Origin of the sequence: Paraburkholderia graminis C4D1M (assembly GCF_000172415.1) — a bacterium.
In the GTDB taxonomy this organism is placed as follows: domain Bacteria; phylum Pseudomonadota; class Gammaproteobacteria; order Burkholderiales; family Burkholderiaceae; genus Paraburkholderia; species Paraburkholderia graminis.
Genome location: NZ_ABLD01000025.1, coordinates 59578 through 83053 on the forward strand (window position 1 = coordinate 59578; position 23476 = coordinate 83053).

Annotated in this window: 18 protein-coding genes and 1 pseudogene; 9 read left to right on the top strand and 10 right to left on the bottom strand. The window is 61.6% G+C overall.

What is annotated here, in order from left to right:
• Positions 1-13 precede the first annotated feature (13 nt).
• The 3 genes and pseudogenes from BGRAMDRAFT_RS27555 to BGRAMDRAFT_RS27565 all read left to right on the top strand — a co-directional run bounded on the left by BGRAMDRAFT_RS27555 (position 14) and on the right by BGRAMDRAFT_RS27565 (position 3027).
• Positions 14-950 (top strand): annotated as a pseudogene (locus tag BGRAMDRAFT_RS27555) (glycosyltransferase family 2 protein).
• Positions 944-1330 carry a GtrA family protein gene (locus tag BGRAMDRAFT_RS27560; protein WP_006052178.1) on the top strand — a complete coding sequence of 129 codons (387 nt, stop codon included), beginning with the start codon at positions 944-946 and terminating at the stop codon, positions 1328-1330. Before BGRAMDRAFT_RS27555 ends, BGRAMDRAFT_RS27560 begins: the two are co-directional and overlap by 7 nt.
• 71 nt (positions 1331-1401) lie before the next feature.
• On the top strand, positions 1402-3027 hold the full coding sequence (locus tag BGRAMDRAFT_RS27565; protein WP_006052179.1) for a hypothetical protein: 1626 nt from the start codon (positions 1402-1404) through the stop codon (positions 3025-3027).
• Between the two features lie 190 nt (positions 3028-3217).
• Here BGRAMDRAFT_RS27565 and BGRAMDRAFT_RS27570 read toward each other — a convergent pair whose 3' ends face one another.
• The 3 genes from BGRAMDRAFT_RS27570 to fdhA all read right to left on the bottom strand — a co-directional run bounded on the left by BGRAMDRAFT_RS27570 (position 3218) and on the right by fdhA (position 5814).
• The gene (locus tag BGRAMDRAFT_RS27570) at positions 3218-3664 is read right to left on the bottom strand and encodes a DUF4279 domain-containing protein (RefSeq protein ID WP_006052180.1); all 447 of its coding nucleotides are present in this window, start codon (positions 3662-3664) and stop codon (positions 3218-3220) included.
• Positions 3654-4454 carry a hypothetical protein gene (locus BGRAMDRAFT_RS34070; protein WP_006052181.1) on the bottom strand — a complete coding sequence of 267 codons (801 nt, stop codon included), beginning with the start codon at positions 4452-4454 and terminating at the stop codon, positions 3654-3656. Before BGRAMDRAFT_RS34070 ends, BGRAMDRAFT_RS27570 begins: the two co-directional genes overlap by 11 nt.
• 160 nt (positions 4455-4614) lie before the next feature.
• On the bottom strand, positions 4615-5814 hold the full coding sequence (gene fdhA, locus BGRAMDRAFT_RS27580; protein WP_006052182.1) for a formaldehyde dehydrogenase, glutathione-independent: 1200 nt from the start codon (positions 5812-5814) through the stop codon (positions 4615-4617).
• Positions 5815-6056: 242 nt separating this feature from the next.
• Here fdhA and betI point away from each other — a divergent pair, with 242 nt between their 5' ends.
• The 5 genes from betI to ampC all read left to right on the top strand — a co-directional run bounded on the left by betI (position 6057) and on the right by ampC (position 13383).
• A complete protein-coding gene (gene betI / locus BGRAMDRAFT_RS27585) occupies positions 6057-6644 on the top strand; it encodes a transcriptional regulator BetI (protein ID WP_006052183.1) in 588 nt (195 codons plus the stop codon).
• Positions 6645-6685: 41 nt separating this feature from the next.
• Positions 6686-8155, top strand: a complete 1470-nt coding sequence (betB, locus tag BGRAMDRAFT_RS27590) for a betaine-aldehyde dehydrogenase (protein WP_006052184.1) — start codon at positions 6686-6688, stop codon at positions 8153-8155.
• 10 nt (positions 8156-8165) lie between these two features.
• On the top strand, positions 8166-9851 hold the full coding sequence (gene betA, locus BGRAMDRAFT_RS27595) for a choline dehydrogenase (protein ID WP_006052185.1): 1686 nt from the start codon (positions 8166-8168) through the stop codon (positions 9849-9851).
• Positions 9852-10043: 192 nt separating this feature from the next.
• A complete protein-coding gene (locus BGRAMDRAFT_RS27600; protein ID WP_006052186.1) occupies positions 10044-12020 on the top strand; it encodes an alkyl/aryl-sulfatase in 1977 nt (658 codons plus the stop codon).
• A 184-nt stretch (positions 12021-12204) separates the two neighbouring features.
• On the top strand, positions 12205-13383 hold the full coding sequence (gene ampC, locus BGRAMDRAFT_RS27605) for a class C beta-lactamase (protein ID WP_006052187.1): 1179 nt from the start codon (positions 12205-12207) through the stop codon (positions 13381-13383).
• A 66-nt stretch (positions 13384-13449) separates the two neighbouring features.
• Here ampC and BGRAMDRAFT_RS27610 read toward each other — a convergent pair whose 3' ends face one another.
• Entirely contained in the window at positions 13450-14868 is a 1419-nt protein-coding gene (locus BGRAMDRAFT_RS27610; RefSeq protein ID WP_006052188.1) for an MFS transporter, read from the bottom strand.
• Positions 14869-15174: 306 nt separating this feature from the next.
• Between BGRAMDRAFT_RS27610 and BGRAMDRAFT_RS27615 the strand changes: the two genes are divergently transcribed.
• On the top strand, positions 15175-16278 hold the full coding sequence (locus BGRAMDRAFT_RS27615) for a LysR family transcriptional regulator (RefSeq protein WP_232292377.1): 1104 nt from the start codon (positions 15175-15177) through the stop codon (positions 16276-16278).
• Positions 16279-16390: 112 nt separating this feature from the next.
• Here BGRAMDRAFT_RS27615 and BGRAMDRAFT_RS27620 read toward each other — a convergent pair whose 3' ends face one another.
• The 6 genes from BGRAMDRAFT_RS27620 to BGRAMDRAFT_RS27645 form a co-directional block, all read right to left on the bottom strand.
• Positions 16391-16654: a hypothetical protein gene (locus BGRAMDRAFT_RS27620; RefSeq protein ID WP_006052190.1), complete on the bottom strand. Its 264-nt coding sequence runs from the start codon at positions 16652-16654 to the stop codon at positions 16391-16393.
• A 64-nt stretch (positions 16655-16718) separates the two neighbouring features.
• On the bottom strand, positions 16719-17375 hold the full coding sequence (locus BGRAMDRAFT_RS27625) for a sarcosine oxidase subunit gamma (protein WP_006052191.1): 657 nt from the start codon (positions 17373-17375) through the stop codon (positions 16719-16721).
• The gene (locus tag BGRAMDRAFT_RS27630) at positions 17365-20367 is read right to left on the bottom strand and encodes a sarcosine oxidase subunit alpha family protein (RefSeq protein WP_006052192.1); all 3003 of its coding nucleotides are present in this window, start codon (positions 20365-20367) and stop codon (positions 17365-17367) included. The genes BGRAMDRAFT_RS27625 and BGRAMDRAFT_RS27630 overlap by 11 nt, the downstream gene beginning before the upstream one ends.
• The gene (locus BGRAMDRAFT_RS27635; RefSeq protein WP_006052193.1) at positions 20364-20678 is read right to left on the bottom strand and encodes a sarcosine oxidase subunit delta; all 315 of its coding nucleotides are present in this window, start codon (positions 20676-20678) and stop codon (positions 20364-20366) included. Before BGRAMDRAFT_RS27635 ends, BGRAMDRAFT_RS27630 begins: the two co-directional genes overlap by 4 nt.
• 44 nt (positions 20679-20722) lie before the next feature.
• The gene (locus tag BGRAMDRAFT_RS27640) at positions 20723-21967 is read right to left on the bottom strand and encodes a sarcosine oxidase subunit beta family protein (protein WP_006052194.1); all 1245 of its coding nucleotides are present in this window, start codon (positions 21965-21967) and stop codon (positions 20723-20725) included.
• 66 nt (positions 21968-22033) lie between these two features.
• Complete coding sequence (locus tag BGRAMDRAFT_RS27645; protein WP_006052195.1) at positions 22034-23428, bottom strand: L-serine ammonia-lyase; 1395 nt, start codon at positions 23426-23428, stop codon at positions 22034-22036.
• Between the last annotated feature and the right edge of the window lie 48 nt (positions 23429-23476).

The following is a 23476-nucleotide window of genomic DNA, read 5'->3' on the forward strand; positions in this document are numbered from 1 at the left end:
TCTAGCTCATCGCATGTCCGCACCGACTGAACCTCGTATTGCCGTACTTGTTCCCTGCCTCAATGAAGCGTCAACCATCGCGAACGTTGTCCGTGATTTCAAAACCGCGCTGCTGCGAGGTCTTCATCTTTGACAACAACTCGACCGACGCGACCATAGAAGTAGCGCGGAATGCTGGCGCGCATGTCCGCACCGTGGCACTTCGTGGCAAGGGCAATGTCATCCGGCGCATGTTCGCTGACATCGAAGCCGACATCTACGTTCTTGTGGACGGCGATGACACCTACGATGCGAACGCGGCGCCACAGATGGTTGCGACGCTCTTCGACGAAGGACTGGATATGGTTGTCGGCACCCGTATCTCGGAAGAGCAAGCGGCCTATCGATTTGGGCACAGATTTGGAAACGTCGTTCTGACCCGGTGCGTGGCTGGCATCTTCGGCCGCACTTTCTCCGACATGCTGTCCGGATTCCGCGTCTTCTCGCGTCGTTATGTGAAGTCGTTCCCGGCGCACGCGTCCGGCTTCGAGACAGAAACCGAACTAACCGTGCACGCGCTAGAGCTACGTATGCCGGTAGCCGAGACTCCTACCGTGTATAAGGCTCGTCCCGAAGGTTCAGCCAGCAAGCTCAATACATATCGCGACGGACTTCGAATCCTCATCACTATCGCCAGGCTCTTTAAAACTGAAAGACCCCTCGCCTTTTTCTCAATTGGCTTTGGCATCTGCGCGCTTGTCTCGATCCTGCTCGCAATTCCGCTATTCGAGACATACATCGGCACGGGGCTTGTACCACGTTTGCCAACCGCTCTGCTCTGCGTCGCCCTCATGCTGTTCGGCGCGATTCTGTTGATATGTGGGATCGTACTCGACACCGTCACGCACGGACGCACTGAATCGAAGCGCCTTGCCTATCTGGCGATCCCCGGTCCACGCCGCGCATGGTGAACTCGCAGTTCATTCGATTCGCCGTTGCAGGCGTCGTCGGTTTTGCAGCGGACGCAGGCGTGCTGTACCTTGCACTTGCTTGCGGACTGGGACCATTCTTCGGCCGCGTCATATCCTTTCTCGCCGCCGTTTGGGTGACGTGGCAAATAAACCGGCGATACACATTCCGGGAGCGTGCTGAACGCTCTGCCTGGGTTGAATGGTGGCGCTATTTGCTGTCGATGCTGACCGGGGCCAGCGTCAACTACGCGGCATACACGCTCGTCATATTGTCGGACTCTCGCAGTTCGTGGCTGCCGCTTGTCGGCGTCGCATGCGGCTCTGTCGCCGGAATGTTCGTGAATTTCTTTGCGGCCAAGCTTTGGGCCTTTCCTAAGTAGGCCGACTCAACGCCCACCAAATGAACGCTTCAACCATACAAAAACGAATGCACTGGCTTCGAGGCGTCAATATGAACAGCCCTCGTGCGCTGATGCACGCATGCTGGATCGTGCCAATTATCTTTGGTCTCTATTCGCTCGGTCAGGGTGCCGACTCGAATTGGGACCTCCGCAACTACCATCTATACAACGCCTACGCGTTTCTGCACGGCAGACTCGCGGTTGACCTGGCTCCAGCGGGGATGCAAAGCTATTTTAATCCGCTGCTGGACGTTCCCTATTACCTGATGACCATGCATTTACCTGCGATGCTGGTCGGGTTCATTATGGGGGTAATCCACGGTCTTAACTTCGTCCTCGTCCTCGGAATTTGTCGCCTGACACTGTCCGACCTCCCTGAATCGCTGCGCTATCGCGCGCCGTTCTGGCTCGCGCTCGCTGGCTGTGTGACCGCCAACTTCCTGTCTGCCGTCGGCAACAGCATGGGAGACAACACCACCTCGCTCGTCAGTCTGGGCGCTTTACTCATCGTCCTGAGGATATGGCCGCGACTCGCGCAGACCAGTGTGCACGTAATCGCGATGCTGTTCCTTGGCGGCATCGTTTCAGGCGCAGGTGCCGGTCTCAAACTAACGACCGTCGTCTATTCCGTCGCCCTCTGCGGTGGCCTGTTGTTCGCACCGGTATCAATCCCGGCTCGCTTCCGCGCTGCGTTCGTATTCGGACTCGGCGTTCTTGCCGGCCTCGCCATGACGGGCGGCTTTTGGTTCGCGGAGCTTTGGACCCGGTACGGGAACCCCCTTTATCCGCAGTTCAGTTCAGTCTTTCCAAGTCCGCTTACGGCTCCCGTGTCTGTGGTTGACACGCAGTGGCTTCCAAAGAATCTTTGGGAGGCACTGGCCTATCCCTTTATCTTCTCGATCAACCCGCACAGGGTCGCTCAGGCTCGCCTGCATCAGATCATCTGGGCTGTGGCTTACGTATGCTTTTGGTCCTGGGTCATCTATTGCGGCGCGCGAGCGCTTAAACGCTCCGCCCGGCCGCTGTTGCCAAGCCGTGGCCGTTACGTTATCGCATACGTCGTTATCGGTTTCGTCGTCTGGATGAAGCTCTTCAGCATTCAACGATATCTGGTCGCGGTCGAAGTGTGCTTGCCGCTGGTGATCTACCTGCTGCTCGGACAGATGCTTGCTTACGAACGAGCACAGCGGATCTGCAAGAGAATTCTTATCGCGTGCTCGGTCCTCGTCCTGATCGGCGGGGCACATTCGTGGGGCCATGAGTCGTGGGCTAGAAACATGTTCTCTATCGATTTGCCGCCTCTCGCAGAGCCTGAAAAAACGACCGTGTTGCTCACAGCAGGCGATCCGCCGCTCGGCTGGATGGTCCCCCTATTCCCGCAGGATGTCGCCTTTGCCACCACCCGCTCGGCGTTTCCGCAGGCTCGACCCGCCTTCGATAACAAGATCCATGAAATTGCACGCTCGCGGGGAGGGCCGGTCTACGCATTGATACCAGGCTATTGGGACAAAGATCGATACGATGTGCCAAGAAATGCACGCGAGATGGCGGACTCGCAAGCGGCCCTCGCGGACTATGGGTTCTCGCTGGACGTTGCGTCGTGCGTCTTATACAAAGGACACATCGGGGCTGGCACCTATCCGTATCAGTGGTGCCGCCTCGCCAGTAAAAGGTAGCCGATGAAATCCGGTGAAAGTACGGCGCCGATCGGCGAGACCGCCGATCACCCGACTCTTGATGCGAGTGCGTCGGACGTTGTGTATTTCACTCGAAACTGGGCAATGATTCCGCGGCAAGCAGGACAGGCATTTCACGCGAGGCTGGACATCGGCCACCGCCGTTTCCGCGACGAGCATGAACAGGCAGCTAGCGATATTCGTCGATTTCGATCGTTCCGCGCATTGCTTCGATTATTGAGCGGATGTCGTTGGGCACGTCGGGTACACGGTTTCCTGAGGGGTTGAACCAGAAGCAGGAGAACCCAACCTTCGCACCGTTCTGTTGCACGATCTCCTTCAAACCCTCGCGGGGCAAACCAAGGCGCGCTATGAGATACCGCAAATGCGGTTCCAGCAAATCGCTTTCTACCGCCGATTCGCTGCTTACGCCCCACAGGCCCGTTTTCCCCAAAGCCTTACTGGACTTTCCGGAAGGAAGGGCAAATGACTTTCCTTTGACGATCGCGGTGTCAGGGGTTATCTGAAAGTACTGCGTCCAGAATTCCGGTGATACGGCGTCTCCGGTTATCAGGAAAGACGCGTAGGCTCCGGCGTCCGCGCTCGCATTTGATGTTGAAGACTGGTTATGGTGCATAGTCGTGAATGCTGTCCTCAAATATTTTCCCGTTGAATTCCACGTTGCCATTGTCGTGAAAGATGCTGTTATCCGCTGGTCCAAGACGATTGGCATCTTTGAACTTGTGGAGCATAGTCCCGAACGTTTTGTAGTCGTAGCCAAGCATCTTCGCCGCATAGCGTGGATTATTCGTACTAGCCGCCAGTTCCGCTATGTCGCCGCTCACCGGATCTGGCGCGTAATCGAACGGCTGCGCATCGCCAAGCGGCGTAGCCGTTTCCGTAAGGTCACTCACAGCGTCGGCCAGTGACGAAGACTCAGCATTCGCATAGCGATCTGCAACCGCATTCGCCCGGTCCACAATGTCGTTATAGCGGTCAATGTATGCCGTCGCGGCATCGTAGGACATTCCGCAATCGTTCATTAACGAGCTGCGGAAGCTCGGGACCCTCTCCGGCTTAGGCACCGGATTGCCCACCGCGCCTCCCGTCCGCGATTGCTCGGCAATCAGCACAACACTCTCGCCACGGATCATCGACTGCAACGTCTCTACGACCTCAACGTCAGCGCCATTCTTTGCCAACCGCTCGTGCCAATAGAAATTCGTCGCGAGAAACGCGCGGACCCGCCGAACCAGCGCCGCGTCTTTAGCCCACACATCGGCATATGCGCGTTGTGAGAACTTCTTGCCCTCTTCAACCGCCTCTTTCTGCTCGGTAGAAAGAAAGATACGCCCACTTCCATAGGCATCCTTACGGTACATCACCCACCGTTGAAACGAATCCGTCTTCAGTTCGGTTCCACCCATCGCGAGCCTCGTCGCTTATGACGGCGTAACCCTGGCAGATCGCCCGACTCCCATGTTTTTGGGATCGCTCGTCACAAGCAAAAAACGCGTTGAACGTGACCACGTTCAACGCGTTTCCTTACTACAGGCTTTTAACTTCGTCTGAAACTTCGTCCGAAGCTCAAGCCGCCTTCAACAGCCCATGCGGATCGATCACGAACTTGCGCGGCGCACCGCCGTCGAACTGGCGATAACCGTCCGGCGCCTGATCGAGCGACACCACCGTCACGTTCACGATGTCCGCAATCGGCAGACGGTCCCACAAGATCGCCTGCATCAGATTGTGGTTGTACTTCATCACCGGCGTCTGGCCCGTGTGGAACGAATGCGACTTCGCCCAGCCGAGCCCGAAGCGGATGCTCAGACTCCCCTTGCGCGCGGCAGCGTCCGCGGCGCCCGGATCGTCGGTGACATAGAGCCCCGGAATACCGATCGCCCCCGCAGCCCTCGTGATTTCCATCAGCGAGTTCAGCACAGTGGCGGGTGCTTCCTCGTGCGAGCCGCTGCTGCCGTGGCCGTGCGCCTCGAAGCCCACGCAGTCCACCGCGCAATCCACTTCCGGCTTACCCAGAATCTGCTCGATCTGTTCGCCGAGCGTCGCATCCTTCGACAGATCGACGGTCTCGAATCCCATCTTGCGAGCATGCGCAAGGCGCTCCTCGTTCATGTCGCCGACGATCGTGCACGCCGCGCCCAACAGACGCGCCGACGCGGCCGCCGCCATGCCGACCGGCCCGGCGCCTGCGATATAAACCGTAGCGCCCGGCTTCACGCCCGCCATGACCGCGCCGTGATAACCGGTCGGCAGAATGTCGGACAGGCACGTCAGGTCGCGAATCTTCGACATCGCCTGCGCCCGGTCGGGAAACTTCAGCAGATTGAAGTCGGCATACGGCACCATCACGTACTCGGCCTGGCCGCCGATCCAGCCGCCCATGTCCACGTACCCATAAGCGCCGCCCGCACGCGACGGGTTCACGTTCAGGCACACGCCGGTATGCTGCGACTTGCAGGTCGGACACCGTCCGCATGCCACGTTGAACGGCACGGAGACGAGATCGCCAACGCTCAGCGTCTCGACGTCGCGGCCGACCTCGATCACTTCGCCGGTAATCTCATGGCCGAGCACGAGGCCGACTTCCGCGGTCGTGCGGCCCCGCACCATGTGCTGGTCGGAGCCGCAAATATTCGTGCTGACCACCCTCAGAATCACACCGTGACCGATCGAACGGCCGCGTGGGTCGACCATCTTCGGATAGTCGATCGATTGCACTTCAACCTTGCCCTGCCCCAGATAGACGACGCCGCGATTGCTGCTCATTGAATGTCTCCATGTCTTGTGAGCGGTGCGCGGCACTGTGCGCCGCACGCCGTTCAACGAGCGTAGCGCCCGCCGCGGTCAACCACCTGCACCGAACCCGACACGAGTTTGGCCGAAACCGACATGCCCCTTCTTCGCAGGTTTTTATTGATTGACCGTTCAATATAAAAAAACTACCATGCGTCGATCGAACCTGCGGGCGAGGTGCCGGCAGCCAACCGTCTGATCTTTACAGTCACGCCATGCCCAAGCTCGGAATGCGCGAAATTCGCCGCGCGCAGTTGATCGACGCGACGCTGCTCACCATCGACCAGACCGGCCTCGCGGGCGCCACGCTCGCGTCGGTCGCGCAGCGCGCGAGCATTTCCACCGGCATCGTGAGCCACTATTTCGGCGACAAGGACGGTCTTCTCGAAGCCACCATGCGCCATGTGTTGCGCGATTTGTGGCAGGCCACGTCCCGCCGCCGTCGCGCGGCAAAAACGGACCCGCGCTCGAAACTGCGTGCGGTCGTCGCCGCCAATTTCGATGCCGAGCAAACCAGCGCGCCCGTCATGAAGACCTGGCTTGCGTTCTGGTCCGAGAGCATGCACAAGCCGCAATTGCGGCGTCTGCAGTATGTCAACACGCGCCGCTTGAACTCCAATCTGTGCGCGGATTTTTCTAAAGCGCTGCCGCGTGCGGCGGCGCGGCGCGCGGCCAGCGGTCTCGCGGCATTGATCGACGGATTGTGGCTGCGTGGCGCCTTGTCGGGCGAACCGTTCGACACGAAAGCGGCGCTGCGCGTCGCCAACGAATACATCGACCTGGTTCTGGCGGCGCGCGAATAACGCGCGCAGCAGCCGGCGACATCTCTACCAAGGAGCACATGATGGCGGTATTCGCAACGCAACGTCTGTACATTGGCGGCGCTTACGTCGACGCGACCAGCGGTGAAACCTTCGACACCGTCGACCCCGCCACCGGCGAAACGCTCGCGACCGTGCAGCAGGCGAGTGCCGCGGACGTCGATCGCGCGGTGCAATCCGCGCGCGACGGTCAGCGCGAGTGGGCCGCGCGCACGGCAATGCAGCGCTCGCGCATCCTGCGCCGCGCGGTCGAGATTCTGCGCGAGCGCAACGACGAACTCGCGCTGCTCGAAACGCGCGACACCGGCAAGCCGATCGCCGAAACGCAGGCGGTGGACATCGTGACCGGCGCGGACGTGATCGAGTATTACGCGGGACTCGCGACCGCTATCGAAGGGCAGCAGATTCCGCTGCGGCCGTCGTCGTTCGTGTACACGCGGCGCGAACCGCTCGGCGTTTGCGCGGGCATCGGCGCATGGAATTATCCGATTCAGATTGCGTGCTGGAAGTCCGCGCCCGCGCTTGCCGCAGGCAACGCAATGATCTTCAAGCCGAGCGAGGTCACGCCGCTTACTGCGTTGAAACTCGCCGAAATCTACACCGAAGCCGGCGTGCCGCCTGGCGTGTTCAACGTCGTGCAAGGCGACGGCCGCGTGGGCGCGATGCTGGCCGCGCATCCGGACATCGAAAAGATTTCGTTCACGGGCGGCGTCGAAACGGGCAAGAAGGTGATGTCGATGGCGGGCGCGTCGTCGTTGAAAGAAGTGACGATGGAACTCGGCGGCAAGTCCCCGTTGCTCGTGTTCGACGACGCGGATCTCGAACGCGCCGCCGACATCGCGATGAGCGCCAACTTCTTCAGCTCGGGCCAGGTCTGCACGAACGGCACGCGCGTGTTCGTGCAGCGCAATGTGATCGAGCGCTTCGAGGCATTGCTGCTCGAACGCGTGAAGCGTATTCGCGTCGGTGCGCCGACCGAGGCGTCCACCAACTTTGGCCCGCTCGTGAGCGCCGCGCAATTGCAGAAGGTGCTCGGCTATATAGAAAGCGGCGTTACAGAAGGCGCGCGTTTGATCGCGGGCGGCAAGCGTTTGACAGAAAATCATTATGCGCAAGGTCAATACGTAGAGCCAACTATCTTCACCGGCTGCCACGACGACATGCGAATCGTGCGCGAGGAAATCTTCGGGCCGGTCATGAGCATTCTCGTATTCGACGACGAAGACGAAGCCATCGAGCGCGCGAATCGCACCGCGTATGGCCTCGCCGCGGGCGTCGTGACGGAAAATCTCTCGCGTGCGCATCGCGTGATTCATCGGCTGGAAGCAGGCATTTGCTGGATCAACACGTGGGGCGAGTCGCCCGCCGAAATGCCCGTGGGCGGCTATAAGCAATCCGGCGTGGGCCGCGAAAACGGCATCACGACACTCGAGCACTACACGCGCATCAAGTCCGTGCAGGTCGAGCTGGGCCCTTATCAACCGGTGTTCTGAGAGCGCTGCCATGAGTTCCAACGAATACGATTACATCATCGTCGGCGCGGGTTCGGCGGGCAACGTGCTGGCCTCGCGTCTCACGGAAGACGCCGACGTCACTGTGCTGCTGCTCGAAGCGGGCGGTCCCGATTACCGCTTCGATTTCCGCACGCAGATGCCCGCCGCCCTCGCCTATCCGCTGCAAGGGCGCCGCTATAACTGGGCGTACGAGACCGACCCCGAGCCGCATATGGACAACCGTCGCATGGAATGCGGACGCGGCAAGGGACTCGGCGGGTCGTCGCTGATCAACGGCATGTGCTATATCCGCGGCAACGCGCTCGATTACGACGGTTGGGCTCAGCACCCAGGCCTCGAAAACTGGACGTATCTCGACTGCCTGCCGTACTTCCGTAAAGCCGAAACGCGCGACGTAGGCCCGAACGCGTATCACGGCGGCGACGGTCCGGTGCATGTGACCACCAGCAAGCCCGGCAACAATCCGCTGTTCGCGGCGATGGTCGAAGCCGGCGTGCAGGCCGGCTTTCCGCGCACCGACGATCTGAACGGCTATCAGCAGGAAGGCTTCGGCCCGATGGATCGCACGGTCACGCCCAAAGGCCGGCGCGCGAGCACGGCGCGCGGCTATCTGGATCGCGCGAAGGCGCGTTCGAACCTGACCATCGTCACGCACGCGCTGACCGATCGCGTGCTGTTCTCCGGCAAGCGCGCGGTCGGCGTCGCGTATCTGCAGCATGGCGCGGCCATCAACGCGCATGCGCGCCGCGAAGTGCTGGTCTGCAGCGGCGCGATTGCATCGCCGCAATTGCTGCAACGCTCCGGCGTGGGCCGCTCGACGTGGCTGCGCGAACTGGACATTCCGCTCGTCCACGACTTGCCGGGCGTCGGCGAAAATTTGCAGGACCATCTGGAGATGTATATCCAGTACGAATGCAAGGAGCCCGTCTCGCTCTACCCCGCATTGCAATGGTGGAATCAGCCTGCTATTGGGCTCGAATGGATGGTGAACGGCACCGGCATCGGCGCGAGCAATCAGTTCGAAGCGGGCGGTTTTATCCGTACACGCGACGACGACTTGTGGCCGAACATTCAGTATCACTTTCTGCCGGTCGCGATTAATTACAACGGCTCGAACGCGATCAAGATGCATGGCTTTCAGGCACATGTCGGTTCGATGCGTTCGCCAAGCCGCGGACGCGTGAAGCTCACGTCGCGCGATCCGGCGGCGCATCCGAGCATCCTATTTAACTACATGGCCGATCCGCTCGACTGGCGCGAGCTCCGCGACGGCATTCGCATCACACGCGAGATCATGCGGCAGCGGGCGCTGGAGCGTTATCGCGGACGCGAGCTGAATCCCGGCGCCGAGCTGACTACCGACGCGCAACTCGACGCTTTCGTGCGGGCACGCGCCGAGACGGCGTTTCATCCTTCGTGCTCGTGCAAGATGGGCTACGACGACATGGCCGTGGTGGACAACGAAGGACGCGTGCATGGCATGGAGGGGCTGCGCGTGGTCGATGCGTCGATCATGCCGCTTATCACCACGGGCAATCTGAACGCGCCGACCATCATGCTGGCCGAGAAGATCGCGGATCGGATTCGTGGACGCGAGGCATTGGCGCGCGTGGACACGCCCTACTTCGTCGCGAACGGTGCGCCCTTCAGAAAGCGCGAACGTGTGACCGTTTAGCGCATTGCGTCAGCCGCCCGATTCTGTTTGCGAATCATGATGCCGTGAGGCCGTCAGGCGGTCACGCATCTCGTTCTTGACTTCCTCCTACCCAACATCCAGATTAGATCAGGAGTATTGAAAGCTCTCTGAGGACTCGTTGTCCGCAGATGGATGTTGTTGGCGAACCGCTAGCGTAGGCCCGGAGGCAAGATGAAATGGTTAGCATGGGTGTTGCCGTTAAGCATAGGTGCGCAGGCGTATGCACAATCGAACGAAGCAGGCGCGACTAGTCCCGCGAGAAACGACGCAACGACACAGACCAGGCAGGTGAACCAGCAGATCGCGAGTTACCTGAATCTCGCAGACAAGCGGGATTTCGAGGATGCCGGACGCGGCTTCATATCGTCCCTGCCGCAACCAGTTCTGACCACCGCGTCGGGGCGCACGGTGGTCGACCTCACACGCTATGCTTTCCTGCGCCCCGGAACCGAAGCTCCGCCCACGGTGAACCCAAGCCTGTGGCGTCAGGAGCAGATACTGACGATGAACGGCCTGTTCAAGGTGGTCGACGGCATCTATCAGGTGCGCAATATCGACCTGGCCAACATCACGTTTATTCGAGGGGCGACCGGCTGGATCGTCGTCGATACCGGAAGTTCAGCCGAGACAGCGAAGGCAGCGTTGGAACTGGTCAATGAAAAGGTCGAACGCCGGCCGGTTAGCGCCGTCATCATCACGCATAGCCACGTCGACCATTTCAGCGGCATCAGAGGCGTGGTCGACGAAAAAGACGTGGCCTCGGGCAAGGTTCCATTGATCGCGCCGGAAGGCTTCATGGAAGAAGCAATCAGCGAGAACATTTTCGCTGGAAACGCAATGAGCCGCCGCGCGTCGTACATGTACGGCGATCTTCTCGAGAAAGACCCGAAAGGTACGGTCGGCAGCGGCCTCGGCCTCGTCAATGCGACCGGCACGCTCACGCTGCTTCAACCGAACCGCCTCATCAAGAAGACGGGCGAGAAGCTGACGGTGGACGGCGTCGACGTCGTCTTTCAGATGGCGCCAGGCACCGAAGCGCCCGCCGAGATGCTGTTCTACTTCCCGCAGTTCAAGGCGCTCGATCTCGCCGAAGACGCGAATCATTCGTTGCATAACATTCTGACGCTCAGAGGCGCGAAGGCGAGAAGCGCGCAGAAGTGGGCTGCGGCGCTCGATCAAACCATTGCCATGTTCGGCAACGACGCTCAGGTGTCTTTCGGAAGCCACCATTGGCCGCAGTGGGGAAATGAACGCGTCGTCGAGCATTTGTCGAAACAGCGGGACCTGTACAAGTACATCAACGATCAGACACTGCGCATGGCCAACGAAGGCTTGACCATGCATGAAATCGCCGAACAGTTCGTGCTTCCCGATTCGCTCGCCAAGGAATTTTATAACCGTGGCTATTACGGCAATCTGAAACACGACGTCAGATCGACTTATCAACTCTACCTGGGATGGTGGGATGCCAATCCCGCGAACCTCGATCCGCTTCCACCCACCGAGGAAGCGAAGAAATACGTCGAGCTTATCGGCGCCGACAAGATCATGGCGAACGCGCGTGACGCCTATAGCAAAGGCGAGTACCGATGGGTCGCCACCATCACCAACAAGCTGGTATTCGCGCAACCTGATAATCAGGCCGCGCGGCGTCTCGAAGCCGATGCACTTGAACAGTTGGGCTATCAGTCGGAATCGGGCACCGTCCGCAATGTTTATCTGAGCGGCGCTCACGAGTTGCGCGGTGGCGTGAAGAAGATGGCCGGCGTGAACACGGCGGCACCCGACATCATCACGGCCATGTCGCTGGAAATGTTCCTCGACTTCCTGGCGATCCACCTGAACGGCCCGCGCGCGGCCAATAAAAACTATGCGTTCAATCTGATCCTCCCCGACGTGAAGAAGCAATTTGCGCTTACCGTGCGCAACGGTGTGATGAACTATGTGGAAGGCCGTCCATTGGAGCATGCCGACGGAACGATCACGTTCGACAAGTCGACCCTGGACGACATCGCGCTCGGCAATGTGAAGCTGCAGCAATTGTCCGAGACGGGTAAGGTGAAGTTCGACGGCGATAAAGCGAAGTTCCGGGAAATGCTCGGAATGTTCGATAAGTTCGATTACTGGTTTTCTATCGCGGAACCGTAAGCATTTTCCAACGGCGCGATTACGGTTGCGAGGAGACCGTATTGCGCTCACCGCGAACTGCAACTGCACGCCCTCAGTTTTTCTTGACCCTCGCATAAGTTATCGTCGATTGTCAGCGCTTTGCCAAAGCGGGATAGTGCTGCGTCTGGACACCCGCCGATAACCGTTCGAGGAAGCATTGCACATGAAGCTAAAAGCCGTGAGCCTGATGGTCACCCTGCTGTTTGCGCTGGGCGCACCTGCGCAGGCAAGCCGCGCGGCAAGCGAAGGCGAAGCCGAACGCCAGGTGAAATCCGTAGTGGACTCCGCAATCGAGCCGCTAATCGCGAAACATCATGTGCCCGGGATGGCGGTCGGAATCGTCGCCAATGGCAAAACCTACGTCTTCGACTACGGCATGGCATCGGCGGAAACCGGCAAGCCGGTCACGCAGCGCACGCTCTTTGAAATCGGCTCCGTGAGCAAGACATTCACCGCGACGCTCGCCGAATATGCGCAGTTGAACGGCCATCTGAGGCTATCGGACCCGACGCAAACATACTTGCCGTCCTTGCGAGGCAGCGCATTCGGCAAGGTTAGCCTGCTGAATCTCGCCACGCACACGCCCGGCGGTCTGCCGCTCCAGGTGCCCGACGAGATCCACGACAACGCGCAGTTGTTGCAGTACTTCAGCACATGGAAACCGGCCTACGCGCCGGGCACGTATCGTACCTACGCGAATCCGGGGATCGGCACGCTCGGTCTGATCACGGCGAAAAGCATGAATCAGGACTTTGCGTCGCTGATGGAGCAGCGCCTGTTTCCGGCGCTCGGCATGACGAGCAGCTACATCCATGTTCCGCCGACGAAAATGTCCGACTACGCGCAGGGCTACACGAAGGACGGCGCGCCGATCCGCATGAAAGGCGGCGTGCTCGCCGACGAAGCGTACGGCGTGAGGACCACCGCCGCCGACATGCTGCGTTTCGTGCAAGCGAACATGAATCTGATCGACGTCGACAGCCAGCTTCAGCGCGCGATCACGGCGACACACACGGGCTACTTCAAGGCCGGCGTGCTGACGCAGGACCTGATATGGGAGCAGTACGCGTATCCCGTCACGTTGACGACCTTGCACGAAGGCAATGCGCCCGCGATGGCCACCACGGCGACGCCGGTCATCGCAATCGAGCCGCCCTTGCTGCCGCAGCAGAATGTGTGGATCAACAAAACCGGTTCGACGAATGGGTTCGGCACCTACGTTGCCTTCATTCCGCAGAAACACGTCGGCGTCGTTTTGCTTGCCAACAGGAATTTCCCGATCGAGGACCGCGTAAGCGCTGCGTATCGGATCGTGTCGGCACTGGTGGCGAGCAAACAGTAAGCGCCGATGCCCGGTTAGCTGTGAAGAGCGCAGCCGACAACGACTGCGCTCTTCGCGGGTGGGTCGTCAATCGCGCACCGGACTCAGCACGCCGTGCGCGTCGGTCTCCACCGCTTCCGAGACGAGCGTCTCCAGCGCGAGTCCGCGTGTTTCGATGCCGAGTATCCACACAGCCGCGGCCGCGATCACGAAACACATTGCGCCGAGCGAGAACACGCCGCCCTGTCCGAACATCGGCAGCACGACGCCGACCACGTACGGCCCGATCAGCGAGCCCACGCGGCCGATTGCCGACGCGAAACCGGAGCCCGTCGCGCGCGCGCCGGTGCCGTACAGTTCCGGCGTGTACGTGTAGAGCACCGCCCACATCGCGAACAGGAAAAACTGCATCGCGAGACCGGCGCAAATCAGCAGCGTGGGCGTTTGCGCGTGCAGCGCGGTTTGTCCATAGACGTAGGCCATCACCGCACTGCCCGCGAGCGACGCGATACATGTCGGCTTGCGTCCCCAACGCTCGACCAGCCACGCCGCGCAGATAAATCCGGGAATGCCGCCGAGCGAAATCAGCACCGTATACAGCACCGACTTCGTCACCGCGAAGCCCGCCTGCTGCATCAACGCGCCGAGCCACGAAGTCAATCCGTAAAAGCCGAGCAGCGCAAAGAACCACAACGTCCACACCATGATCGTGCGACGCCGGTAAGCCGCGCTCCAGATCTCGCGAAACGCGCCCGCGCCTTTGGCGGCCACCGGTTCGACCAGCATGACCGGCTCGCGCAAACGGCTCAGACCGGCGGCCTTCATCACCTTGACCTCGATGTCGGCGAGAATTTTATCGGCCTCGCCGCGACGTCCGCGATGTTCGAGCCAACGCGGCGACTCGGGCACGACACGGCGCACGATCAGCACAAACACGGCCGGAATCGCGAGCAACGCGAACTCCGTGCGCCAGCCATAGGCGGGCAGCACGAAGTACGACACCACGCCCGCCGTGATGAAACCGAGCGGCCAGAAGCCGTCCATCAACGCAATCAGGCGTCCGCGCGACGAAGCGGGAACGAATTCCGACAGCAGCGTTTGCGCGATCGGAAACTCCATGCCCATGCCGAAGCCGAGCAGCACGCGATAGAAAATCAGCGCTTCGACGCTTTGCGCCGTCGAACAGAGATACGATGCGAGGCCCCACAGCACCATGCTCCACTGAAAAACCGGCCGGCGTCCGAAGCGATCGGCCAGCAGTCCCGCCACGGCCGCACCGCCCACCATGCCGAAGAAGCTCGCACTCGCGACGAGCCCCGCGGTTGCCGTCGACAAGCCGAATTCGGTCTTGATCGAACCGAGCACGAAGGTCATCGTGCCGAGATCGACGGAATCGAAGAAGAACGCAATCGCGATGATGATGAAGATGGTCCGGTGATAACCGGAGAACGGCAGCCGTTCGAGTCGCGCGGCGGCAGTTGCGCGAGGCTGAGAAACGGTAGGCATGGCATCCCCTGAATGATGCGGCGACGGCCGCGAGTGATGTTTCGAGCAGCGTTTTCAGTAGACGCCGACATAAATCGGCCACATAGAAGAAATACGTCATCCGGATGGAACAAGGGCGTCGTGAGGACGTTGTGTTAAGTTGATCGCCTCCTTTTTTTCTTGCGGCTTTTTTTACGCGAAGGCACGGTCCTGACGTTGCCTCCTGACGTTGGCTCCGATTGCGGCGCGCGCGATTTTCTAGGGACAATGGCTGTTCGGACTGGGCACTGATCGGGTAACGACTTGACGACCGCATTCACCAGACAAGTGGCATCCACGAGGTTTTCGCCGCCGCGCATCGGCTCGAAAACGGTCCGGCGCGCCGACCTGCTCACGCATCTCGAGCGCATGCGGCACGCCACGCTTGCGCTCGTCACCGGGAGCGCGGGCTACGGCAAGACCACCCTCCTCGCCCAATGGCGCGAGCGATGCGTGAAGGCGGGCGCGGACGTCGCGTGGTTATCGCTGAGCGCGGACGAAGCCGATTGGTCGCTCGCCGCCGCGGCGCGGCGCGTTCACCTGTCGCAACCCGCGTTGACGCGCAGCATTCAGGCGCTCGAGGCGCAAGCCGGCTTGCCGCTGTGCGAGCGAGGCCCGCGCGGCGTCAAACTGAACGCCGCGGGGCAGATGGTGGCCGAACGGGCAAGGCGCATTCTGTTCGAGACCAACAGCCTCGCCCGCGATCTGGTTCTTCTACAGCAGCATGAAGTGGGGAGTGTGGACTTCGGGCTTGGGCCGCTGCCGGCCGCGATCATGCTGCCGGAGGTGCTCTGCACGCTCAATCGCGATTGGCCTGGGCTGCGCGTGAACGCGGAAGTCAATGAAGGAGAAGCGCTGGTCGAATCGCTGCGCACGGAGCGGCTCGACTTCGTCGTGGTCGAACATCGTTACGCCCCGCTCTCCGCGGAACTGAAAATTCACCGCTTGCCTGTCGAGCCTGCCGGCTGTTTCGTTCGTCCGCAGCATCCGTTGCTGGCGGGCGAGATGACAGTGGAACGTCTGCGGCAAGCCGCGCTCGCTTGTGTGCGCGCGCCGCATAGTGCGCAGCAAAGGATGCGTGAGGTTCTCGGTTGTCTGCCGGGCGAGAACCTGCGCTTTCAGGTCGTCACCAACGATTTTCATGCGCTGGTTCATGTCACGCGTCGCTCGGATCTCGTCCTGCTGTCGCCGACGCGCGCGGTGCAGAACGAATTGCAGACCGGCAGCCTCGTGCAGTTGACGGTCCCGGCGATATTCAACCTTTCCGCGCAATTCGCCGTGGTCAGCCTGACGCAGCGCGCGCTGTCGCCGTCCGCGCAGCGGGCGATTGTCGCGATCGAGGCCGCGAGCGGTTCGACAGCAAGCGCGTCATTTCCAGAGCAGCCTGCGTAGGCTGAATGCACTCGCTCGCGGATGCGTCTCGCTAGAACCAAAAAGAGGTGCGTGGTCAGTGCCCGGTAACAGCGCGGCCAACACATCACAACGCCGAATCGAAAGCCCACGCCTACGAACGCATGCGCGCCCGCGCCGCGCCCGCAATGCGCGCGAGCGTCTCCGCACTCAAACGCGCGGCGACTTTCCGCACATAGTCATGATGCCGCGCCTGCAACGGCGCGCCGAGTTGCTGCGCGAGCAGATAGCGGATCAGCGCAATGCGCCGGTGCCGCAGCAGCATGCTTTGATCGAGCAGCGCGAGCGCGGCATCGGCATCGCCTTGGTGGCACGCGCGCTCGGTGAGTCGCGCGGTGACGACACGGGTCGACGTCATGTGAGTCCCGCAACGGGAAAACCGCGAGCGGCACGTGAGAGCAGCGCTCGCGGCGTGACGGCAGTCACGACATCAGCGGCTCGGCTGCGTCGAGCATGATCTTCACGAAGTAATCCGCGAAGCTGCGGCGCACGACGATGTCGAAGCTGTCCGCGCCGGTCGGCACGAGCGTGATCGACGCCTTGAAATAATGGCTTTGCGCGCACTGCCCTTCGCCGAACAGCTTCGGATGAAGATCGAGCGGACAGCCGCGCGACAGCACTTCACGCGTGCGCGTGCCGCTGATTTCGAGCACCGTATAACCGCTGCCGATGTCCACCGCCGACGCGAATACCCCTGCAAACGCAGTGCCGAGCGCCGCTTGCAACGGCGCTGTGCGCGTCGCGTCGTGCGTCATCGCCGAGCGCACGAGCCACTCGTCCGGGCCGAGCCACAGCATGTCGTAGCCGTTGCCGCGCGCGATCGTGTTGGGTGTCTCCGGCGGCTTGCAGCCGAGCACCTGTTCGACTGCCTGCACGAACGCGGCGTCGCGCGTATCGCCGCGCACATTCACGAGCTGAAGAAACGGCCGCTCGCTCAGCCTGAATGCCGCGGTCGCCGAAGCCTGATGCTTCTTCAGGAGCGCATCCACGCCCACGAGCGGCGACTCCTGCCACACGCCGGTCTGCTTGCCGACGGCGCGATCCACCACCGACGCCGCCGTTTTCGTTTCATTCCACATGTTGACGCGCTCCTTCGCTGTCGTAGAAGACCGAACTGGTGATCTTCGCTGCAATCTGTTTGCCGCTCGAAAGCGGGACCGTGACCGTTTCGCCGATCTTGTCGAGGCCGCCCTTCACGACCGCCATCGCGATCGAGCGCTTGAGAATCGGGCTGTAATAGCTCGACGTGACGTGTCCGAGCATCGGCGCGGTCTCGCCCTGGAACGGCCCCGCGACGATCTGCGAGCCTTCGGGTATCACGAACGACGGATCGTCCGCGAGCAGTCCGACAAGTTGCTTGCGCCCCGCCTTCGCCGTGTCCGAACGCGTGAGCGAACGCTTGCCGAGAAAGTCCTTCGACTTCGCGACGAGCCCGCCCATGCCGACGTCATGCGGCGTCATCGAACCGTCGGTATCCTGGCCGACGATGATGTAGCCCTTCTCCGCGCGCAACACGTGCATCGTTTCCGTGCCGTACGGCGTGATGTCGAATTCGGCGCCCGCGGCCATCAACGCTTCCCACACCGCGCGCCCGACGTTCGCCGGCACGTTCACTTCATACGCGAGTTCGCCCGAGAAACTGATCCGCATCACACGCGACGCCGCGCCCGCGACCGTGCCCTCGCGATAGCTCATGAACGGAAAGGCCGCGTTCGCGAAGTCGATGTCGTGGCAAACCTTCTGCAAGACCTTGCGGCTATTCGGGCCGACCACGGCGAAGGTCGCCCAGTGATCGGTGACCGACGCGAGGCGCACGCGCATGTCGGGCCATTCGGTTTGCAGCCAGCGTTCGAGCCACGTCAGCACGCGCGCGGCGCCGCCGGTCGTGGTCGTCATCATGTAGTGCTGGTCGGCGAGGCGCACGGTCACGCCGTCGTCGAAGATCATGCCGTTTTCGTCGAGCATCAGACCGTAGCGGCACTTGCCGACTTCGAGCTTGCTCCACGGATTCGTATAGACCCAGTTCAGCAGCTTCGCCGAATCGGGGCCCTGAATGTCGATCTTGCCGAGCGTGGACGCATCGAGAATGCCGACGCTCGTGCGCACCGCGAACGATTCGCGCGCGACGGCCGCATGCAGGTCTTCGCCCTTCTTCGGAAAGTACCAGGGGCGCTTCCAGTTGCCGACGTCCTCGAATTCCGCGCCGTTTTCGACGTGCCATTCGTGCACCGCCGTCTTGCGCACGGGATCGAGAAACTCGCCGAGCTCGCGCCCCGCGAACGTGCCGAACGTGACCGGCGTGTAGTTCGGGCGGAACGTCGTCGTGCCGGTTTCCGGAATCGTCTTGCCGAGCGCCTGCGCGAGAATCGCCATGCCGTTGATGTTGCCGAGCTTGCCCTGATCGGTGCCGAAGCCCATCGCGGTATAACGCTTCACGTGTTCGACCGACTCGAAGCCTTCGCGCGCGGCAAGGAAAATATCCGCGGCCGATACGTCGTTCTGGAAGTCGACGAACTGCTTCGGCCCACGCGTGGCGAGTTCGCGTCCGCCGACGAGCCACAGCGGCTGCATCTTCGCTTCGGTGATCTCGGCGACTTGCACGGTGTTCGGCCGCTTGACGATATAGCCCGCGGCGCGCGCGGCTTCGACGCCGGCATCGACGGCAAAACGAATGCCCTGGCCCAGCGTGAAGTCGCCATTGCAGGCGCCCACGCTCGTCTCCGGCTGCATCGCCTTGCCGGGCACGAAGCAGGCTTTGTCGTCATGCCAGTGTGCCTTGCCGCCCGATTGCGCGAACAGATGCAGCACGGGACTCCAGCCGCCCGACATCGCGAGCAGATCGCACGGCAACTCGCCTTGCTTGGCACCCACCTGACCATTCGCGTACGAAGCGACATCGACGGAAGCCACGCGCAGTTTGCCGTGCGCCGCCGTGATCACCGCACCGCTGATCACCTTCACGCCATAGCGGCGTGCGAGCGCGGGCAACGTTCCCTTCGATTCGCCCGCGCGTGGGTCGATCACCGTGACTTGCGCGCCGGCTGCTTTCAGATCGAGCGCGCATTGATAGCCGTCGTCGTTGTTCGTGAACACGATCGCGTCGCGTCCCGGCAGCACCGCATAGCGATGCAGATACGTCGACACCGCCGACGCGAGCATCACGCCAGGCAGATCGTTGTTGCCGAACACGATGGGCCGTTCATGCGCGCCGGTCGCGAGAATCACGCGTTTCGCGCGGATTTTCCACATCAGTTCGCGCGTGCCCTTGCGTTGCGACACCGGCAGATGATCGGTCAGACGCTGCGTGACCGTCACGAGATTGTGGTCCTGATAGCCGAACGCGGTGCTGCGCGACAGAATCTTCACGCCGGGCATTTGCCGCAATTCGTCTTCGATCTTGTGAACCCATTGCAAAGCCGGCTTGCCGTCGATCTCCGCGCGGCACGACAGCAGCGAGCCGCCGAGTTCCGGCTGATCGTCGACGAGCGTCACGCGCGCGCCCGACAACGCCGCTGCATGCGCGGCCGCGAGACCCGTCGGCCCGCCGCCGACCACCAGCACGTCGCAATGCGCGAAGCACTTGTCGTAGCGATCGGCGTCGAGTTGCTCCGGCGCCTTGCCGAGACCCGCCGCGTCGCGAATCACTTCTTCGTACTTCGGCCAGAACTTGCGCGGCCACATGAAGGTCTTGTAGTAGAAGCCCGCCGGAATAAAGCGCGCGATCTTCTGATTGACCGCCATGCGATCCTTCTCGATGCTCGGCTTCGCGTTCACGCTATTCGCGACGAGCCCCTGATACAGCTCGACTTCAGTGGCACGCGCATTCGGCACCGTGTACGCGCCCGTTTCGAGTTGCACGACGGCATTCGGCTCTTCCACGCCCGCGGTCACGATGCCGCGCGGCCGGTGATACTTCCAGCTACGCGCGACGAAATGCAAGCCGTTCGCGAGCAGCGCGGAAGCAAGCGTGTCACCCTGATAGCCCTGATACTGGCGTCCGTTGAAGGTGAACGTGAGCGGCAATGCGCGGTTGATGCGCCCGCCATTCGGGAGTCGGTCTTTCTGGCTCATTGCGTCTTGCCCTCTTGTGCGTTGCCGTCGTTGCTGTCCATCTTCAGCAGCGGACGGTCGAACGTTTCGTAGCCCTGAATCTCATAGCTCACCGTGTCGCGCTGCGCCTTGAACCAGCGGCGGCAGCCTTGCGCATGCATCCATTGCTCACGATGCACGCCGCGCGAATTCTTGCGCATGAACAGGTAGTCGCCCCATTCCTTGTCGGTGAGTTTTTCAGTGTCGAGCGGACGCATGATGTCCGCTTCGCCGCCGCAGGAAAATTCGGTTTCGGCGCGTGGCCCGCACCAGGGGCATTCGATCAGCAGCATGGTTGTCTCTCTATCTGGCTCAAGTGCGTGAGTGCCTGAGTGCGTTAGTGGGCGACGGCGGCGGCGCCGTGTTCGTCGATAAGATGGCCCGTATAGAAGCGGTCCAGCGAGAACGGCGCATTCAGTTCATGCGGCTCGTCTTTCGCGATGGTGTGCGCGTACGCCCAGCCCGAACCCGGCGTCGCCTTGAAGCCGCCCGTGCCCCAGCCGCAATTGAAGTAAAGGCCCTTCACGTCGGTCTTGCTGATAATCGGACAGGCGTCCGGCGACACATCGACAATGCCGCCCCACTGACGATTCATCCGCACGCGCGAGAACACCGGGAACATTTCGACAATGGCTTCGAGCGTCCCTTCGATAATCTGGAAACTGCCGCGCTGACCGAAGCCCGTGTACTGATCGACGCCCGCGCCGATCACCAGATCGCCCTTGTCGGACTGGCTGATATACGCGTGCACCGCGTTCGACATCACGACCGTATTCACCACCGGCTTGATCGGCTCCGACACGAGCGCCTGCAACGGATGGCTTTCGAGCGGCAAGCGAACGCCGGCCATGTCCGCGAGCGTCGACGTATTGCCCGCGGCCACGATCGCGACTTTCTTCGCCTTGATGAAACCCTTCGTGGTGTCCACGCCCGTCACCTGGCTGCCGTTACGGCGAATGCCCGTGACCTGGCAGTTCTGCACGATGTCGACGCCGGCCTGATCCGCGCCGCGCGCGAATCCCCATGCCACCGCATCGTGACGCGCGACGCCGCCGCGCCGCTGAATCGACGCGCCGAGCACCGGATAGCGGCTATTCAGATTGATGGTCGGCTCGATTTCCTTGATCTGCGCGGGCGTGAGGAATTCGGCATCGACGCCGTTCAGCCGGTTCGCATTCACACGGCGCTCGGTGTCGCGCACGTCCTGCAGCGTATGCGCGAGATTCATCACGCCGCGCTGGCTGAACATCACGTTGTAGTTCAGATCCTGCGAGAGTCCTTCCCACAGTTTCATGGCCTTTTCGTAAAGCGCGGCCGACTCGTCCCACAGATAATTCGAGCGCACGATGGTCGTATTGCGCGCCGTATTGCCGCCGCCGATCCAGCCTTTTTCGAGCACGGCGACATTGCGCACGCCGTGTTCCTTCGCGAGGTAATAGGCCGTGGCGAGACCATGCCCGCCGCCGCCGACGATCACCACGTCGTACTCGCGTTTGGGCTCGGGACTCTTCCACTGCCGTTCCCAGTTCTCGTGATACGACATCCCGTTGCGCAATAGGCTGAATATCGAATAGCGGCTCATCATTGATCCTTGTGGGTACTGTCGGTGCTTGCTGCCTGGTGCTTCATGAAATATGCAATGCGTGCTTCAACATTCGATGACGTTCACGGCCAAGCCGCCGCGCGACGTCTCCTTGTATTTCGTCTTCATGTCCGCGCCGGTTTCGCGCATCGTCTTGATCACGTTATCGAGCGACACGTAGTGCTGGCCGTCGCCCTTCATCGCCATGCGCGCGGCGTTGAGCGCCTTGATCGCGCCCATTGCATTGCGTTCGATGCACGGAATCTGCACGAGTCCGCCGACCGGATCGCAGGTCATGCCGAGGTTGTGTTCCATGCCGATTTCCGCGGCGTTTTCCACTTGCGTCGGGGTGCCGCCCATCACGGCGGCGAGCGCCGCGGCGGCCATCGAACAGGCCACGCCGACTTCGCCCTGGCAGCCCACTTCGGCGCCCGAGATCGACGCGGTCTCCTTGTAGATGATGCCGATAGCGGCAGCGGTCAGCAGGAAGTCGACGATGCCTTCGTCGTTCGACGCATGCATGAACTTCACGTAGTAGTGCAGCACAGCGGGAATCACGCCGGCTGCGCCATTGGTCGGCGCGGTCACGACGCGGCCGCCCGCGGCGTTTTCTTCGTTGACGGCCATTGCGTAGAGATTGACCCAGTCGAGCATGGAAAGCGGATCGCGCAGCGACTCTTCCGAACGCGAGCGCAATTGCGCGCAGAGGTCGGCGGCGCGGCGCTTCACATGCATCGGTCCGGGCAATTCGCCGCGCACCTTGCAGCCGCGTTCGACGCAAGCCGACATCGCGCGCCAGATCGCGAGCAGGCCGTCGCGCACTTCCTGTTCCGGGCGCGCCGCGCATTCGTTTTTCAGCGTGATTTGCGCGATCGAAAGGCCGGTTTCGCGGCACACACGCATCAGATCATCGCCGGTACGAAACGGATGCGGCACTTCCGCGCCGGCGCGCACGCCGTTCACGCGATCGCCTTCGCGATTCACCACGAAGCCGCCGCCAATCGAGTAATACTCTTTTTCTACAAGCAGTTGCCCGTTTTCGTCGAATGCCTGAAAGCGCATGCCGTTCGGATGCACGATGCTCGAACCGGGTGCGCCCGGCATCAGCTTGCGGAAAAAGCCGATGTGTTCCCGCTCGTCGAATTTCACCGTGTGCTTGCCGAGCAACGCAAGCTGCTTCGTCTCGCGGATGGCCTGCAAACGCGGCTCGACCGTGTCGGGGTCGATCAGTTCCGGCAGGTTGCCTTCGAGTCCGAGCAACACCGCCTTGTCCGTGCCGTGCCCCTTACCGGTCGCGCCGAGCGAGCCGAACAGCTCGACCTTCACGCGGCGCACGAAGGCGAGCAGATTGGCATCTTCGATATGCGACGCGAAGCGGCAAGCAGCGATCATCGGCCCGACCGTGTGCGAGCTTGAGGGACCGATGCCGATCTTGAAGAGATCGAAGACGCTGACGTTCATGGCGTTCCTTGTGCGTTGCAATGCCGGTTTGGCGGGATATCCGTTGAA